15 protein-coding genes and 2 tRNA genes are annotated in these 14793 nt (G+C 57.0%); 13 read left to right on the plus strand and 4 right to left on the minus strand.

Going from position 1 to position 14793, the window contains the following annotated elements:
• Positions 1–9: 9 nt before the first annotated feature.
• The 10 genes from HGAS_RS06200 to groL all read left to right on the plus strand — a co-directional run bounded on the left by HGAS_RS06200 (position 10) and on the right by groL (position 7196).
• Positions 10–85, plus strand: a tRNA-Trp gene (locus HGAS_RS06200).
• Between the two features lie 27 nt (positions 86–112).
• The gene (secE, locus tag HGAS_RS06205) at positions 113–415 is read left to right on the plus strand and encodes a preprotein translocase subunit SecE (RefSeq protein WP_019126972.1); all 303 of its coding nucleotides are present in this window, start codon (positions 113–115) and stop codon (positions 413–415) included.
• Between the two features lie 91 nt (positions 416–506).
• A complete protein-coding gene (gene nusG, locus HGAS_RS06210) occupies positions 507–1319 on the plus strand; it encodes a transcription termination/antitermination protein NusG (RefSeq protein WP_019126973.1) in 813 nt (270 codons plus the stop codon).
• A gap of 233 nt (positions 1320–1552) precedes the next feature.
• Positions 1553–1987, plus strand: coding sequence for a 50S ribosomal protein L11 (rplK, locus tag HGAS_RS06215; RefSeq protein WP_009408634.1), 435 nt, complete (start codon positions 1553–1555; stop codon positions 1985–1987).
• A gap of 65 nt (positions 1988–2052) precedes the next feature.
• Positions 2053–2769, plus strand: a complete 717-nt coding sequence (rplA, locus tag HGAS_RS06220; RefSeq protein WP_009408635.1) for a 50S ribosomal protein L1 — start codon at positions 2053–2055, stop codon at positions 2767–2769.
• Between the two features lie 334 nt (positions 2770–3103).
• Positions 3104–3625 (plus strand): 50S ribosomal protein L10, encoded by a 522-nt coding sequence (gene rplJ / locus HGAS_RS06225; protein WP_009408642.1) that lies wholly within the window; start codon positions 3104–3106, stop codon positions 3623–3625.
• Between the two features lie 86 nt (positions 3626–3711).
• Positions 3712–4095, plus strand: coding sequence for a 50S ribosomal protein L7/L12 (gene rplL, locus HGAS_RS06230; RefSeq protein WP_019126974.1), 384 nt, complete (start codon positions 3712–3714; stop codon positions 4093–4095).
• A gap of 315 nt (positions 4096–4410) precedes the next feature.
• Positions 4411–5205: a MerR family transcriptional regulator gene (locus HGAS_RS06235; protein ID WP_019126975.1), complete on the plus strand. Its 795-nt coding sequence runs from the start codon at positions 4411–4413 to the stop codon at positions 5203–5205.
• An 86-nt stretch (positions 5206–5291) separates the two neighbouring features.
• Positions 5292–5363 (plus strand) — tRNA-Asn (locus HGAS_RS06240).
• Between the two features lie 207 nt (positions 5364–5570).
• Positions 5571–7196, plus strand: coding sequence for a chaperonin GroEL (groL, locus tag HGAS_RS06245; RefSeq protein WP_019126976.1), 1626 nt, complete (start codon positions 5571–5573; stop codon positions 7194–7196).
• Positions 7197–7306: 110 nt separating this feature from the next.
• On the opposite strand, the gene HGAS_RS06250 is transcribed toward groL, so the two are convergent.
• The 4 genes from HGAS_RS06250 to HGAS_RS06265 form a co-directional block, all read right to left on the minus strand.
• On the minus strand, positions 7307–7597 hold the full coding sequence (locus HGAS_RS06250; protein ID WP_019126977.1) for a WXG100 family type VII secretion target: 291 nt from the start codon (positions 7595–7597) through the stop codon (positions 7307–7309).
• A gap of 139 nt (positions 7598–7736) precedes the next feature.
• Positions 7737–9056 carry a hypothetical protein gene (locus HGAS_RS06255; RefSeq protein WP_019126978.1) on the minus strand — a complete coding sequence of 440 codons (1320 nt, stop codon included), beginning with the start codon at positions 9054–9056 and terminating at the stop codon, positions 7737–7739.
• 234 nt (positions 9057–9290) lie between these two features.
• Positions 9291–10778 (minus strand): sensor histidine kinase, encoded by a 1488-nt coding sequence (locus HGAS_RS06260; protein WP_019126979.1) that lies wholly within the window; start codon positions 10776–10778, stop codon positions 9291–9293.
• Between the two features lie 3 nt (positions 10779–10781).
• Positions 10782–11501, minus strand: a complete 720-nt coding sequence (locus tag HGAS_RS06265) for a response regulator transcription factor (RefSeq protein WP_009408650.1) — start codon at positions 11499–11501, stop codon at positions 10782–10784.
• Between the two features lie 100 nt (positions 11502–11601).
• On the opposite strand from HGAS_RS06265, the gene HGAS_RS06270 reads away from it, so the two are divergent.
• From HGAS_RS06270 to HGAS_RS06280, 3 genes are all read left to right on the plus strand, one after another.
• Positions 11602–12111 (plus strand): PH domain-containing protein, encoded by a 510-nt coding sequence (locus HGAS_RS06270; protein WP_019126981.1) that lies wholly within the window; start codon positions 11602–11604, stop codon positions 12109–12111.
• A gap of 2 nt (positions 12112–12113) precedes the next feature.
• On the plus strand, positions 12114–13760 hold the full coding sequence (locus HGAS_RS06275) for a PH domain-containing protein (RefSeq protein ID WP_026066686.1): 1647 nt from the start codon (positions 12114–12116) through the stop codon (positions 13758–13760).
• Between the two features lie 72 nt (positions 13761–13832).
• Positions 13833–14789: a Rossmann-like and DUF2520 domain-containing protein gene (locus HGAS_RS06280; RefSeq protein WP_420705273.1), complete on the plus strand. Its 957-nt coding sequence runs from the start codon at positions 13833–13835 to the stop codon at positions 14787–14789.
• The last annotated feature ends 4 nt before the right edge of the window (positions 14790–14793 follow it).

Raw genomic sequence — 14793 nt, forward strand, 5'->3', positions numbered from 1 at the left:
AGTTGCAGTAGGGCAGTGGCGCAATTGGTAGCGCACCGGTCTCCAAAACCGGCGGTTGTGGGTTCGAGTCCCGCCTGCCCTGCCACTTAGGTGCAGAACTATTGGAGGAACGATGAGCGGATCCCAGGCTCGCCGTGACGAATCGCCCAAGGCGGATCGTACAAAGAGCGGTGCAACGCGCTCTCGTAAAGCCTCCTCCTCTGAGAAGACCCAGGAAAAGCGTCCGAATATCTTCAAGCGCATGGTGATCTTCGTCTCTCAGGTTGTCGCTGAGATGAAGAAAGTTGTTTATCCCAGCGGATCAGAGACCTGGACCTACTTCATCGTCGTGATTGTGTTTGTTACCGCAGTTATGGCTTTCACTGGAATTCTTGATTTCCTATTCGGTAGACTAAGTGCCATCGTATTTGGCTGAAACCGTGACCCGCCCGCAGGAATGCAGGCGGGTTTCTTCTACGGCTCGGCCGTGAAGCACCGCGCAAGCGGTAACCACAGGAGGAAAACCCGTGAGCCAGGACAAGATCGAGGGCCAGGAACCCGATACTTTTGACGGTGGAATCGCCCCCGAAGGTGAGCTGGAGACCGCTGCACAGCGCGAGGACGAGCGCGAAGAGCGTCTTGAAGACGCCCCCGAAGAGCGCAAGGAAGCTCTTGAAGAAGGCGAAGCGATTGCTGGCGTCGAGGAAGCAGCTGAGGAAGCAGCCTCGAGCGAGGATGATCCCATCGAGAAGCTGCGCCGCGAGCTCTACATGTCTCCCGGTGACTGGTACGTTATTCACACCTACTCCGGCCACGAGCGCAAGGTGAAGGCAAACCTTGAGCAGCGCATCACCAGCCAGAACATGGAAGAGTCGATCTTCCAGGTTGAGGTTCCCGACGAATACGTCATGGAGTACCGCGGCAATGTGAAGAAGCGCGTTCGTCGTGTGCGCATCCCTGGATACGTCATTGTCTGCATGGACTTCAACGAGGATTCCTACCGCGTGGTGAAGGAAACTCCCGCGGTCACCGGCTTCGTTGGCGATCAGCACAATCCCGTGCCGCTGTCGATCGACGAGGTCGTCATGCTGCTGACCCCGAACGTACTCGAGGCTGCTGCCGCCGAGGAAAAGAGCGCTCCCGCTCCCGTTCAGGAAGTCCACACTCAGTTCGAGGTTGGCGAGGTCGTCACCGTTACCGATGGTGCATTCGCCACCATGAGCGCAGTGATCTCCGAGATCATGCCTGAAACCCAGCGTCTGAAGGTCTTGCTGACCATCTTCGAACGTGAGACCCCCATGGAGCTCACCTTCGATCAGGTCGAAAAGATCGAAGAGTAATTTCCCTGAAACGCAATTGGGGCTCCCTTTCTGCTGATGCAGTAGATGCTTGCCGATTTCTCGATCGGCGTGAGCTGCAGCACCTAGACTTGGGGAGTCACCCACATCGCGTTATCATGTAGATTCGTGCGTCTAGGTGGACTTTGTCTACAGGTTGCTCTTCTTGTAGATCCCACATGGACGTATGCCGCGGTAGTCTCCGCGGCTGAGTAAGAAATAGAAAGACCCGAAATATGGCACCGAAGAAGAAGAAGGTCACCGGCCTTATCAAGCTGCAGATCGCTGCAGGCGCCGCGACCCCGGCTCCGCCCGTTGGTCCTGCACTGGGCCAGCACGGCGTTAACATCGTTGAATTCACGAAGGCATACAACGCTGCAACTGAGTCGCAGCGCGGTTCGATCGTCCCGGTTGAAATCACCGTTTACGAAGATCGTTCCTTCACCTTCGTTCTGAAGACCCCTCCGGCCTCCGAGATGATCAAGAAGGCTGCAGGTGTTGCAAAGGGTTCGGGTACCCCGAACACCGCCAAGGTTGGATCGATCACTATGGACCAGGTGCGTGAAATCGCTCAGGCCAAGATGGTTGACCTCAACGCCAACGACATTGATGCTGCATCCAAGATCGTTGCGGGCACCGCACGTTCCATGGGCATCACTGTTCAGGACTGACCCTTTAATTTCCGTGGTAGGGCAGGCGCTGCCCGACACCCACACCTGCAAGGAGAAGAAGCAGAATGACGAAGCGCTCTAAGAGCTACCGCGCAGCGGCGGAGAAGATCCACGCTGGCGAACTGTACAGCCCCCTGGCCGCAATGCGTTTGGCCAAGGAAACCTCGGTCACCAAGTTCGATTCAACCGTTGAGGTTGTTATGCGACTGGGTGTTGATCCCCGTAAGGCCGATCAGATGGTCCGAGGCACTGTTTCCCTGCCGCACGGCACCGGTAAGACCTCCCGGGTCTTGGTCTTCGCCGTTGGCGAGCGCGCACAGGAAGCAATCGACGCCGGAGCCGACGAAGTCGGTGGCGACGAGCTGATCGAGAAGGTTGCCAAGGGCTACACCGACTTCGATGTCGCCGTTGCAACCCCCGACCTCATGGGCAAGGTTGGCCGTCTGGGCCGCGTGCTTGGTCCCCGTGGCCTCATGCCAAACCCCAAGACCGGCACCGTTACCATGGATGTTGCTAAGGCCGTTAAGGAAATCAAGGGCGGTCGTATCGAGTTCCGTGTCGACAAGCACGCAAACCTGGCATTCATCGTCGGTAAGGCTTCCTTCACCGCCGAGCAGCTGGTCGAGAACTACGCTGTCGTCCTGGAGGAGATCCTGCGTCTGAAGCCGGCTTCCGCAAAGGGCCGTTACATCCTCAAGGCTACGGTCGCCACGACCATGGGCCCCGGTATCCCGCTGGATGCCACCAAGACTCGCGCCCTGACCTCCGAGGACGCTTCCTGAAGCGCTAGAGGTTAACGGCAGATAGTCGTTTCAAGGGGTCCCCACGAGCAATGCTTGTGGGGACCCCTTGCTTTGGATCTGGTGCAGCGAAAATCCCAGTGTGTGTTTATGAGTGTGCTGATACACACTTCCAGAGCTGGAACCCCTACTGCGATGCGTGTTAAGCTACTCGTTGCCGAAGACCGTCGGTCATCCACCTCGGTGGATTCCAAGTGCGAAAGCTTCCGACGCAGGTGAGTGACTTCTTTTGAAGTGGGTTTCATTTGAGCCCGGCCGCTTTCCTGCGTGCCGGGCTTTTTCGTGCGTCCGGCGGTGAATTTTTGAAAGGAGGACCATGGCGAAGTCCGACAAGGTGGCAGCAGTTGCCGAGCTCGTGGAGCGTTTCCGCGCAGCCGACGCTGTCCTGCTGACCGAGTACCGCGGTCTGACCGTTGGCCAGCTCAAGCAGCTGCGTCGCGGCCTGGCTGGCAATGCGACCTACGCCGTGGCAAAGAACACGCTGGCGATCCTGGCGGCTCGCGAAGTTGGTCTCGATTTCCTCGAGGCTGACCTGAAGGGCCCGACCGCTATCGCTTTCGTCACCGGTGAGCCCGTTGAGGCTGCCAAGACGCTGCGTGATTTTGCCAAGGAGAATCCTCAGCTGGTACTGAAGTCCGGTGCTATGGAGGGCGCGCAGCTCTCCGCTGAGGCTGTCAAGAAGCTTGCCGATCTCGAGTCTCGCGAGGTCCTGCTGGCCAAGGCTGCAGGCGCCCTCAAGGCGAAGATCTCTCAGGCGGCATACGCCTTCAACGCGCTTCCGTCCAAGGCGGTGCGCACCATCGATGCTCTGCGTGAAAAGCAGGGCGAAGCGGCCTGACGTGACAGGCCCGCGAAGGCACTCGCCTTTGCGATCACATCCACAATCTGCTCACGTAGCAGGCCAAAATCGAAAGGATGCCAATCATGGCTAAGCTCTCCAACGACGAGCTCATCGAAGCTTTCAAGGAAATGTCCCTCATCGAGCTCTCCGATTTCGTGAAGCTCTTCGAAGAGACCTTCGACGTTACCGCTGCTGCTCCCGCAGCCGTTGCCGTTGCTGCTCCCGCAGCAGGCGATGCTCCCGCAGCTGAAGAGAAGGACGAGTTCGAGGTTGTCCTCGAGTCCGCAGGCGACAAGAAGATCGCCGTCGTCAAGGCTGTCAAGGCTCTGACCGGCCTGGGCCTCAAGGAAGCCAAAGACCTGGTTGACGGCGCCCCCTCGACCATCTTCGAGAACGCCAAGAAGGAAGACGCCGAGAAGGCTAAGGCTGAGATCGAAGAGGCCGGCGGCAAGGTCACCCTTAAGTGACTTTCCCCGTCTGATTCATTCAGACTTTCGCCCGTCATGGGCCGCGAAACCCCGTTCTGCTTTGGCAGGGCGGGGTTTCCGCTTTGTGTGCCACTCTGGACCGCCTGCGAGGATCCTCCCTGGCCGCTGCGACGGCCCGCCCGCTCACCGTCCGCGCCGCGAGCTTTCGCTCGGCGCATCGGCTCGAAGCCCGGCCAGGCCCTGCCGTCGCCCGCGGCCATGCAAGTTAGCCTCGGTCTCGTGAAGTGGCAGCTTCGCAATCTCGTGCGCATTCGACTTGAGCATGACGCGGCGTGAGACTTCACAATGATTGCCATGAGCGATGACAACAATCTCTACACCGTTGGTGAGGTCGCTGAGCGCTTTTCGGTGACTGTGCGAACGCTTCACCACTGGGAGGCACAAGGGCTCCTCGCTCCCGCCGAACGGAGCTGGTCAAACTACCGGCTCTACTCGGTCGAGGACTGTGCTCGGGTCCAAAGGATCATCATCTATCGAGCGACGGGGATGAAGCTGGGGGACATCAAGACACTCCTCGATTCTGGGGAATCGGCGCTCTCGCACCTGAAGCGACAGCGAGCAAGCCTTATTGCCCATCGCCAGCAGACGGACAAAATGATCAAAGCAATCGATACCTTATTGGAGGATGCAATGAACGAAAATTCTCTCAGTGTGGAAGAGATCGGGGAAATCCTTGGGGATGCTGACTTTGCCGCGCATCAGGAGGAAGCTGAACAACACTACGGTGATAGTGACGACTGGCAGGAATCTCAGCGCCGCACTGCATCGTGGAGCTCGGCGGACTGGCAGGGAAATGCTGACCGTTTTCAGCAGGTCGAGAAGGACATGATCGCAGCCATCCGTCAGGGCGTTCTTCCCGATAGTGACGAGGCGGCAGCTCTTGTCGCCTCGCATCGGGAATTGCTCAGCGAGTTCTTCCCGGTGACCCCTGCAAAGCACTACGTGATTTCACGTTCCTACATTCACGACGAGCGTTTCCGCTCGCACTACGACTCACAGCTCGACGGTTTTGCTCAATGGCTCGCGACCGCAATTGAGTGCGCTGCTCGCGATAGTGGTGTGGATACGGACAATCCCGAATGGAAGTAATTGGTATGTGAGGCAGGCCATGAGCGTAGGAAGCTCTCGGATTTGCTCTTGGCCCACTTCATCGCTACTATTTCTTTTTGTCGCTTTCCCGCGTAGCTCAACGGCAGAGCATCCGACTGTTAATCGGACGGTTACTGGTTCGAATCCAGTCGCGGGAGCTTCTCCCCGGTACTTGGTACCGGGGTTTTTCTTTTTCAGTGAACTCCCAACTGTCCATCTTGCACTCTGAGGCTGAGAGTGCCAGACTTGGATTTAGCACTCGGGACTGCCGAGTGATAAGCACTAAGGCCGGTGAGGCTTAGGAGTTACCTGAGTCGTCCGTCGCGGGCATCGGTCCAATCCGCATCGCGGAAGGATAGAAGAACATGACGAAGCTCATTCACTTCGATGAGGAGGCACGCCGCGGCATGGAGCGCGGTCTGAACCTTCTCGCCGACACCGTTAAGGTCACCCTGGGCCCCAAGGGCCGTAATGTCGTCCTCGACAAGAAGTGGGGCGCCCCCACCATCACCAAGGATGGCGTTTCCGTTGCTAAGGAAATCGACCTCGAAGATCCCTTCGAGCGTATCGGTGCAGAACTGGTCAAGGAAGTTGCCAAGAAGACCGATGACGTCGCAGGTGACGGCACCACGACCGCTACCGTTCTGGCACAGGCACTGGTCCGTGAGGGCCTGCGCAACGTTGCAGCCGGTTCGAACCCCATCGCCCTGAAGCGCGGCATTGATGGCGCCGTTGAGGCAATCGTTGCCCAGCTGCACAAGGATTCCAAGCCTGTTGAGACCACCGAGCAGATCGCTGCCACGGCCTCAATCTCCGCAAACGATCCCGAGATTGGCAAGCTCATTGCTCAGGCCTTTGAGAAGGTTGGTTCCGAAGGTGTTGTGACCGTTGAAGAGACCAACTCTTTCGACACCACCCTTGAGACGACCGAAGGTATGCGTTTCGAGCGCGGCTACCTCTCTGCATACTTCGTTAACGATGCAGATCGCCAGGAAGCCGTCCTTGAGGATCCCTACATCCTGCTGGTCGACACCAAGATCACTAATGCCAAGGAACTGCTGCCTGTCCTGGAAAAGGTCATGCAGACCGGCAAGCCGCTGTTCATCATTGCCGAGGACGTTGAGGGCGAAGCCCTGGCAACCCTGGTTGTCAACAACATCCGTGGCACCTTCAAGTCTGTCGCCATCAAGGCTCCCGGCTTTGGCGATCGCCGCAAGGCCATGCTGAAGGACGTTGCAATCCTCACCGCCGGTGAAGTGATCTCCGAGACCGTTGGCCTCTCTCTTGAGAACGCCACCCTTGAAGATCTCGGCCGTGCACGCAAGGTCATTGTCTCCAAGGATGAAACCACCATCGTTGATGGACTGGGCGCAAAGGATGACATCCAGGCACGCATCCGTCAGCTGCGTAAGGAAATCGAGACCACCGATTCCGATTACGACCGCGAGAAGCTCCAGGAGCGTCTGGCAAAGCTCTCCGGCGGCGTGGCAGTCATCAAGTCCGGTGCTGCAACTGAGGTTGAGCTCAAGGAACGTAAGCACCGCATCGAGGACGCGATCCGTAACGCTCGCGCAGCCTCCGAAGAGGGCTTGGTTGCCGGTGGCGGTGTTGCACTGATTCAGGCAGCCTCCAAGGCTCTTGGCTCGCTGAACTTCAGCGGAGATGAGGCCACCGGTGTGAACATCGTTCGCGAAGCTGTCTCCGCACCGCTCAAGCAGATCGCTGAGAACGCTGGCCTTGAAGGTGGCGTTGTTGCTGACCGTGTTGCTCAGATGGAGCCCGGCTTCGGTCTGAACGCTGCAACCGGCGAGTACGGCGACCTGATGACTCAGGGTATCTCCGACCCGGTCAAGGTCACCCGCTCCGCTCTGCAGAACGCAGCCTCGATCGCAGGTATGTTCCTGACCACCGAGGCCGTTGTTGCCGACAAGCCCGAGCCTCCGGCGCCGGCAGGAGCAGCTGCTGACGGCGGAATGGGCGGAATGTACTGATCCCCTAGGGGTTAGAAAACAGCATTCCCATTGAATGTCCCTGTGGGGGCGCGCTTCAAGCGCGCCCCCACAGGCATTTATTAGGCGGTTTCATTGACTAGGCCAGTCTTCTAATGCGCGAAGAGTCCGATGCTCTGTGCTTCAGCATCTGCGTAGACCTGAGCCGCATGTGAAAGTGAGCTTGAGATCTGGTCTAGGGAGCTTTCAACTTGAGCTTGGGTGAGCTGCCAAGAAGCAACAGAATCGGAGAATTGCGCAGAGGCGCCACCTTGCCAAGTATCTCTAAGCGCCAGTAATTCGTTCATGAGTGCTGAGACTTCGCTTCGAATTGAGTCGCAGGTAATTTGGATCCGCGAGGCGCATGAAGCGATGTGTGCGGAGTCGACGGAAAACGCGGTCATTGTGCCCTCCTAGGCTGGGTGAATGGGTGTTCACAGCCTAGGAAGAGAAAAATGATGTCACCGTGCAGATGAGGCGATCTGTGCAAAAAACGGTTCAACCTGACACGGTGGATGAATACGATGATTCAACCTTAAGGATTTAGGACAGTGGGGGAGGAGTTGGAATGTCCAAGTCATCCAACGCTGACTCCAAAGAAGAAGTGTCGTCATCATCAACAGCAGATCTACGCGAAGGACTCTCTGCTGCAACACCCGGCAGAGGGGTGTGGACGGTGCTGGGCAGAGAAACATGTTGAAAAGAAGGCTCTGCCATGCCAGAGGGCGTGGGAGCTGCCTCTCCGCTTGGAATCCCCAGAGCAGGTGTCTCAGTGTTTTCAGGAGGAAGCGTTGGTGATACGGGCACAGTATCCCCCGCTGACTCCTCCGCGCTATCAGATGCGGCATTGGAAGGAGCCTGAGCGGAGACTGAAGCCTCAGCCCCACTGCCAAGGGGAGCGGGCGTCACAGGTACGCCAGCGGCCTCGTCAGTGGCAAACTCATCGGAATCAACGGAAAGGGTTGACTTTGGAAGCTCAACAACAGCGGAAGGCGAAGACTCGCCGGGAACATTCGGGGTATCGACATGGTCGAAAGGCTCAGCATGACTCTTAATGTTGAGGTGACGACGACGGATAATCATCGTTCCAGAAGCAGGAGTATCCGATGAGAGCGTCTCGTGGTGTTCCTCTGACCCAAAATCTTCTTCGGGCTCATCAAGATCAGCCTCGGGGGCGCATTCTTTGAGAACTCGGGCGAGCTTGGCGCTTTCGGCCTCGAGATTAGCTCGTGCGCTTTCTTCCCATGCAAGTGCAAGGGGTGAGTGGAAGATCTGCTCGCGCGCCAAGATTTTCTTAATTGCCAGGCGGCGTGCACGTACGTAATCCGTATCGCACAAATCAGGGTATTCTTCGCGCAGTGATTCACGGAAGCGCTTAAAGTCCTGAGGGCTAGCTGCCAGCATTCCCAAGTCGGCATCAATGAGGACTTGAGCATCCATGTCAGAAGGATCCGCGCGGTGCGTGAAAAGCGCCATCATGAGCTCTTGAATGCGAGAAATAACGTCTTCGCTCAGCCCCAGTGTTTCCATGCGAGAACGTGCGTGGTACAGCGCAGAGAATTCCTGTTCATCACTGTTGGTTCCGCGTTGGAAAACATCGAAACTGCGGTTAAGTACCGCTCCTTGATACCACAGAGCAACCCGCAGAACGTCAGGATCGTGTGCTGTCGAAGCGATCTCGTCGATACGCGCCAAAGTTTTGATGAGATGGCGGGTATTGTGAAGGATTCGTCCCTTGGCATTCCAGCGCGAGATCAAATCGCGAGCTTCAGCCTCCAGAAGGGGAATCGGAGCGCTTGCCCCAATTTCTTGCATCGTGTCCACGAAGGAACTAAAAAGCCACTGAGGTGCATCGGCACCCATGCGCGCTCACTCCTAGTCTGACAATGTTACTTGGCAATGCTAGCCACTTTTTGGGCGCTTGGCACGGAGCTTGCCCACTCAGCGAAGGATTTGCAGAGGTCATGCAGCGCGTGATCACTTAATTCCCAGCGGTTTTCTGCGTCATTCTCAAGGAAAAACAGTGCTGCTTAGGTAGTTGAGATTCGCAAGACATTCGACGTGGAAAGGAAGTGGCGAAGATCGAATTCCGTCAGTTTACGCCTTCATGCGTTCTTTGGACTGCACGATTGGCATATCGATCTTGACGGTGAGACCACCGCCCGTGGTCTTTGCCAGCTGTGCGTGACCGCCGTGTGCCGAGATGATTGAGGACACAATGGAAAGGCCCAATCCGGAGCCACCCAGCGAGCGGGCACGCGAGCTTTCTGTTCGATAGAAGCGCTGGAAAACTTTTTCATAGTCTTCCTTCGCAATTCCAGGTCCGTGATCCCTAAATTCCATCAGAACAGAAGTGGGATTCTGACTTACCGCAATCTCAACCGGTGTTGAACGCGGGGTATAACGCACAATGTTGCCGATGATATTTGTGAGCACCTGTTGCAGGCGGTCGCGGTCGGCCTGAATCCATACGGCTTGTGGAATCGGCTGGTCATTGATCCCCAGAATCTTGACCTGGCGAGTGGGATCGAGGGCTTGAAGGTCAAAGCGAGCATTGCGAAGCATCGCGATCACGTCAACGTCCACGATTTCTAGCGGCCGGCCCTCGTCCAAGCGAGCCAAGGTCAAAAGGTCCTCAACCAATGAACCCATGCGAGTTGATTCGGATCGAATGCGCCCCATGACTTCGCCGGTGCGCTCTGCCGGAACGCCGCCCATTGAGTAGAGCTCGCAGTAACCGGAAATCGCGGCTAGGGGAGTGCGTAGTTCATGCGAAGCGTCGGAAACGAAGCGACGGATCTTGCGCTCAGATTCTTCGCGCGCTGCGAATGACTGCTCCAGCTGGCTCAGCATGGAGTTCAATGAGTTCGAAAGCGAACCGACTTCCGTTGAAGGCGGAGCGAATGGAACACGCTGGGTGAGGTCGCCAGCGGCGATCTTCCCAGCAGTCGTCTCGATTCCGCGCAGAGGAAGAAGCGCGCGCCGGACTAGGTAGGTCGCCAGGCCGGTGCCGATGGCGATGATCGCAATTGCCGTCGTCGCAACGTATCCAGCCATATTTTGAATGGTGAATTTTACGTCGTTGAGCGGGAGTGCGACGGTGAGCCTGCCCGTTGGGGTGATATCGCCACTGCGCGTAATGGGAACAATAATCACGCGCCATGTAGATCCCTTCTTCGTTGATTCGACAGTAACGGGGTCAGTCCAGCCGGTAGCCGTCTGCGCGGATTGACCTGGCTTGAGAAGCTCCGGAATCAGCGGTTTACCCGCGTGGTCGCGTGTCGAGGCCGAGAGCAGCGTGACGTCTTCTTCGTTGGCTCGTTGGATGTTGAGGTAGTAGAGGGTGGGGAGGTTGGGCTCTTGGGTCAGCTCTTGGGGGTTCTCAATGGCCTTGGGGGCCAATGACAGAACTGTTGATGAGAGCTGGTCATCAACTTGGGCAATGAGGTGGCGCTGCAAGAGGCCGATCATCACCGTTGCTGAAAGGGAAAGTCCAAGGGAGAGAAGAAGTGCAGTGAGCGCAACAATTCTGGCCGTCAACGAACGTGACGACCAGAATCTGCGTACTACACCGCGTGGGTACATTTTTTAGTTATCGTCTCGAAGGATGTATCCAACGCCTCGCTTGGTGTGAATGAGCTCGCCGCTGGCGCCTTCGACGGCCAGCTTGCGACGCAGGTAGGAAATATAAGATTCGACGATTGCGACCTCGCCATCCCAGTCGTATTCCCAGACGTGATCGAGGATCTGCATCTTGGAAACGACTCGTCCCTGATTGATCATGAGGTAGCGCAGAAGCTTGAACTCGGTGGGGGACAGGTCGATCGGTACTCCAGCGCGAGTGACTTCGTGTGCGTCTTCGTCGATGACAAGGTCAGCGACGCGCAGCTTGCCATCGTCGCCGCTCTCGCCCAGCGTACGGCGCAGGACGGCACGAATACGTGCGACGACTTCCTCGAGGCCAAAAGGCTTCGTGACGTAATCGTCGCCGCCGACGGTGAGTCCCTGGATCTTGTCGCGCATATCATCGCGAGCTGTCAGGAAAAGGACGGGGATGGTGATACCTGCATCGCGCAGGCGACGAGTCACTGTGAAGCCATCCATGTCGGGGAGCATGACGTCCAGAACGATCAGGTCAGGGCGTTCTTCCTGAGCCTGGTGGTAAGCAGATGCTCCGTCTTCTGCCGTGATGACATCAAAGCCAGCAAAACGCAGTGATGAGGCCAGAAGATCGCGAATATTTGGTTCATCGTCAACGACAAGAAGTCGTGCTTCTCCAGTGTTTTCAAATTCCGTCATAGTCAACATTTTGAGTGAGATAACTGAATGTATCCTGAACGCCTGCTGTGTGAAATTGTTTTTCTGAGAATCCGCATGAAAAAGATGTTGAAAGGGAGATAATGCAAGCATGACTCAATCCAGCTCTCAAAGCCTTTTTGAACCCCAAGGTGTGACTTTTAATCCGGTTAAACGCTCGCTTGCCCTGGTGCGGCGGCTCAACGTCAGCGTTTACTTTGTCATCGGTGTTGCTGCAGTATCGGTCGCCATGGTGATGGCACCAGATCTTCCGCGAGAGTGGGGTTTTGGAGCCATTGCGGGATTGAGTGCCGGATGGCTCTACATGATGTGGATCATCGGTCGGCAAGTACGTAATTTCGCATGGGCACAAGGCGAGCATGATTTCCTCATTCGTCGAGGTGCTTTCTTCCGCTCGATGACAATCGTTCCTTACGGTCGTATTCAGTACGTTGATATTTCAGAAGGCCCCGTTTCCCGCTTCTTTGGTATCTCCACGGTGATCATTCATACCGCCTCGGTCTCTACTCGTGCCTTTGTTCAGGGGATTCCCTCCGAGGATGCTGCCCGTCTGCGCGATCAACTCGCCCAGCGTGGAAGCGCTGAGATGGCAGGGCTGTGAGCATGAGTTCTTCTCAACACGTGTATGCAGCGGACCAGGGCGTTGATCCCTCGCTGTGGCGCCGCGTCCACGTCATCACGCCTCTTCTGGAGATCTGGCAAATCCTGGTGGCAGGTTTTGCCTTAGTTACTTATCGCAATTTCAGTGAAATTCAGGAAATGCTGCGCTCTGAGTATCTTCTCTCTTTCTTTTCGGAGCGTTTCTTTTATTTGGCGGGGAGCGCGCTGATTGTCATCACCGTCCTGGTTGGTTTTGTTTTTCTCCAGTGGTGGTCCTTGGCCTTTGCAGTCACGGAAACCGCAGTGTGGTCGCGCCGCGGGATTCTTAAGCGTCAGCAGCGCCATGCGCGCTTGGACCGTATTCAGGCCGTTGATATCTCCCAGCCGGTCCTTGCACGAATTCTTGGCTTGGGCAAGCTTGATGTTGAAGTTGCTGGTGGTTCCTCCTCCAACATCACCATCGGTTACCTCAAGGTCTCCGAACTTGAGGCTCTGCGCGGAGAAATCCTCGCTCGTGCCGCAGGGCTGAGGGTAGAGGCGCAAACCTCCCCCCAGGCCTCGGAAATGGGGGGATCGCCTCAGTCTCCGTACGCCCCCGCCCAGAGCGGGTACCCAGCCGCAACGGCGGATCCCTACGCTCCTGCTCAGCCCACGGCCTCGCAAACTCCCGGAAACTACAGCTATACCGGCGAGGTCTATGCGCCTTCCTCAATCCCGGTCGCACCTGAGCGGGAGCTCTATCAGGTCTCAATGGGACGCCTGCTCGGATCGCAGATGCTGTCTTTGGGCAATATCATTGCCATTTTGCTTCTGATTGCGTTCCTCGTTGCAGGAGGCATTGCCGCTGTACAAGAAGGCATTGTTGTCGCCATTGCATCATTGGGTGGTTTCCTTTCTGTGGCAATGTCGATCGTCGGTGTGCAGTGGAATCGTTTTGCCTCCGAGGCCAACTTCCGCCTCGCGATTTCCCCCGATGGTATCCGCGTGCGACGCGGTTTACTCAGCACGCGCGCACAGACCATTCCTCCCAGGCGTATTCACGCGATTCAGGTTCAGCAGCCCTTCTTTTGGCGTTTCCTGGGTTGGTACCGTGTGAGCATTCTTCAGGCCGGTTACGGTGCGAAAGATACTGACTCGGACAAACAGCAGAGCTCTCACATCCTTATTCCAGTGGGTACACGCCAAGATGTTGAATTCGCACTGTGGATGGTTTTCAACGATCTGGGTGTCGACGATGTTCCTTCCTTTATCGAGGCTGCGCTCGCGGGAAAGGGAAGCGGGCAGGGCTTTGTGCAGATGTCGCCTCGAGCGCGCTGCCTGGACCCCTTCGCCTACCATCGCCGCGCTCGAGCGATCACGCGGACCACATTCGTTATCCGCGATGGTTGGTTGAATTGGAAGAGCCTGTGGGCACCTATTGCTCGTCTGCAGTCGGTTCGGGTGCAATCGGGGCCACTAGAACGCAAACTGGGTGTGGCAAGTCTGCACATGGATGTGGTTCCCGGTGCATTCAGGATGATTGCGGCGCATCAAGATGCCTCGCAGGCAAGTGCAGATATTTTCACCTTGCTCGTTGAAGGGCAGGCCAACCGTGCCAGCGAGCCTCCTGAGAAATGGATGCTGCGCGTTGAAAATGGGATGCACAGTTAATTTCCAATGACGCACCTGCGAAGATAGCGCCGATCATGGCGCAGGTTCAGGCGCGGCTTGACACTCAGGGCCATTCATCAGACACCACAGCAAAGGCGGAATATGCGCGGCGGTCGACTTGATATCGGCATTATCGGCATGGGACATGTTGGCCCTGTGATTGGCTCGGCCCTGCGCGCGGTTGGACACACGATTGTTGGGGTGAGTGCCTCTTCAGAGGAATCACGCGAGCGCGCCGATGCTCTGTTACCGGGGATTCCCATTCTTTCGGTGGAAGAGATTGTCTCTCGATGCCAGATGGTTGTTCTGACCGTTCCCGACGACCAGCTGGAAGGCCTGGTCAAGGGGCTGGCCGAATTAGGTGCTTGGCAGCCCTCGCAACTGGTTGTGCATACTTCGGGGGCACATGGAATTGATATTCTGCGCCCCGCCTCCGCTATGGGGGCAATCCCCCTGGCAATTCATCCGGCAATGACCTTCACGGGGACCTCTGTTGACGTTCCACGTTTGGTGGGGACACCCTTTGCGGTGACTGCTCCCGCAATCGCTTTGCCCATTGCTCAAGCGATAGTCGTTGAAATGGGCGGTGAGCCTTTTGAGATCGCGGAGGAAGACCGCGGGGTTTACCACGCTGCTTTGAATCACGGTGCAAATTTCCTTGCCACCGTAGTCGCGCAGTCTAAGCAGATCCTCTCCACCGTCGGAATTGACGACCCGGGAACTTTCTTGCGCCCCCTCTGCGAGGCCGCACTCGATCGCGCGCTACGAGCAGGAGACCGCGGGGTTTCTGGCCCCATTCCACGGGGTGACGTAGGAACAATTCGCGAGCACCTGAGCGTTCTAGAAACCAAGGCCAAGGAAGAAAACCTGGCGGGGGAGGGCCAGTGGGCACACCGCCTCGAGGATGCGCGCTCGACCTACGCGGCAATGACTCTGCACACCGTCGACCTACTGGAATTCGAGGGGAGAATCAGCTCTCAGGTGGCCTCGGAAATTCGCGCAGCCGTGCGCGAAATGGGTGAAAAGTGATCCG

Source organism: Actinomyces sp. ph3 (assembly GCF_000308055.1).
Classification (GTDB): domain Bacteria; phylum Actinomycetota; class Actinomycetes; order Actinomycetales; family Actinomycetaceae; genus Pauljensenia.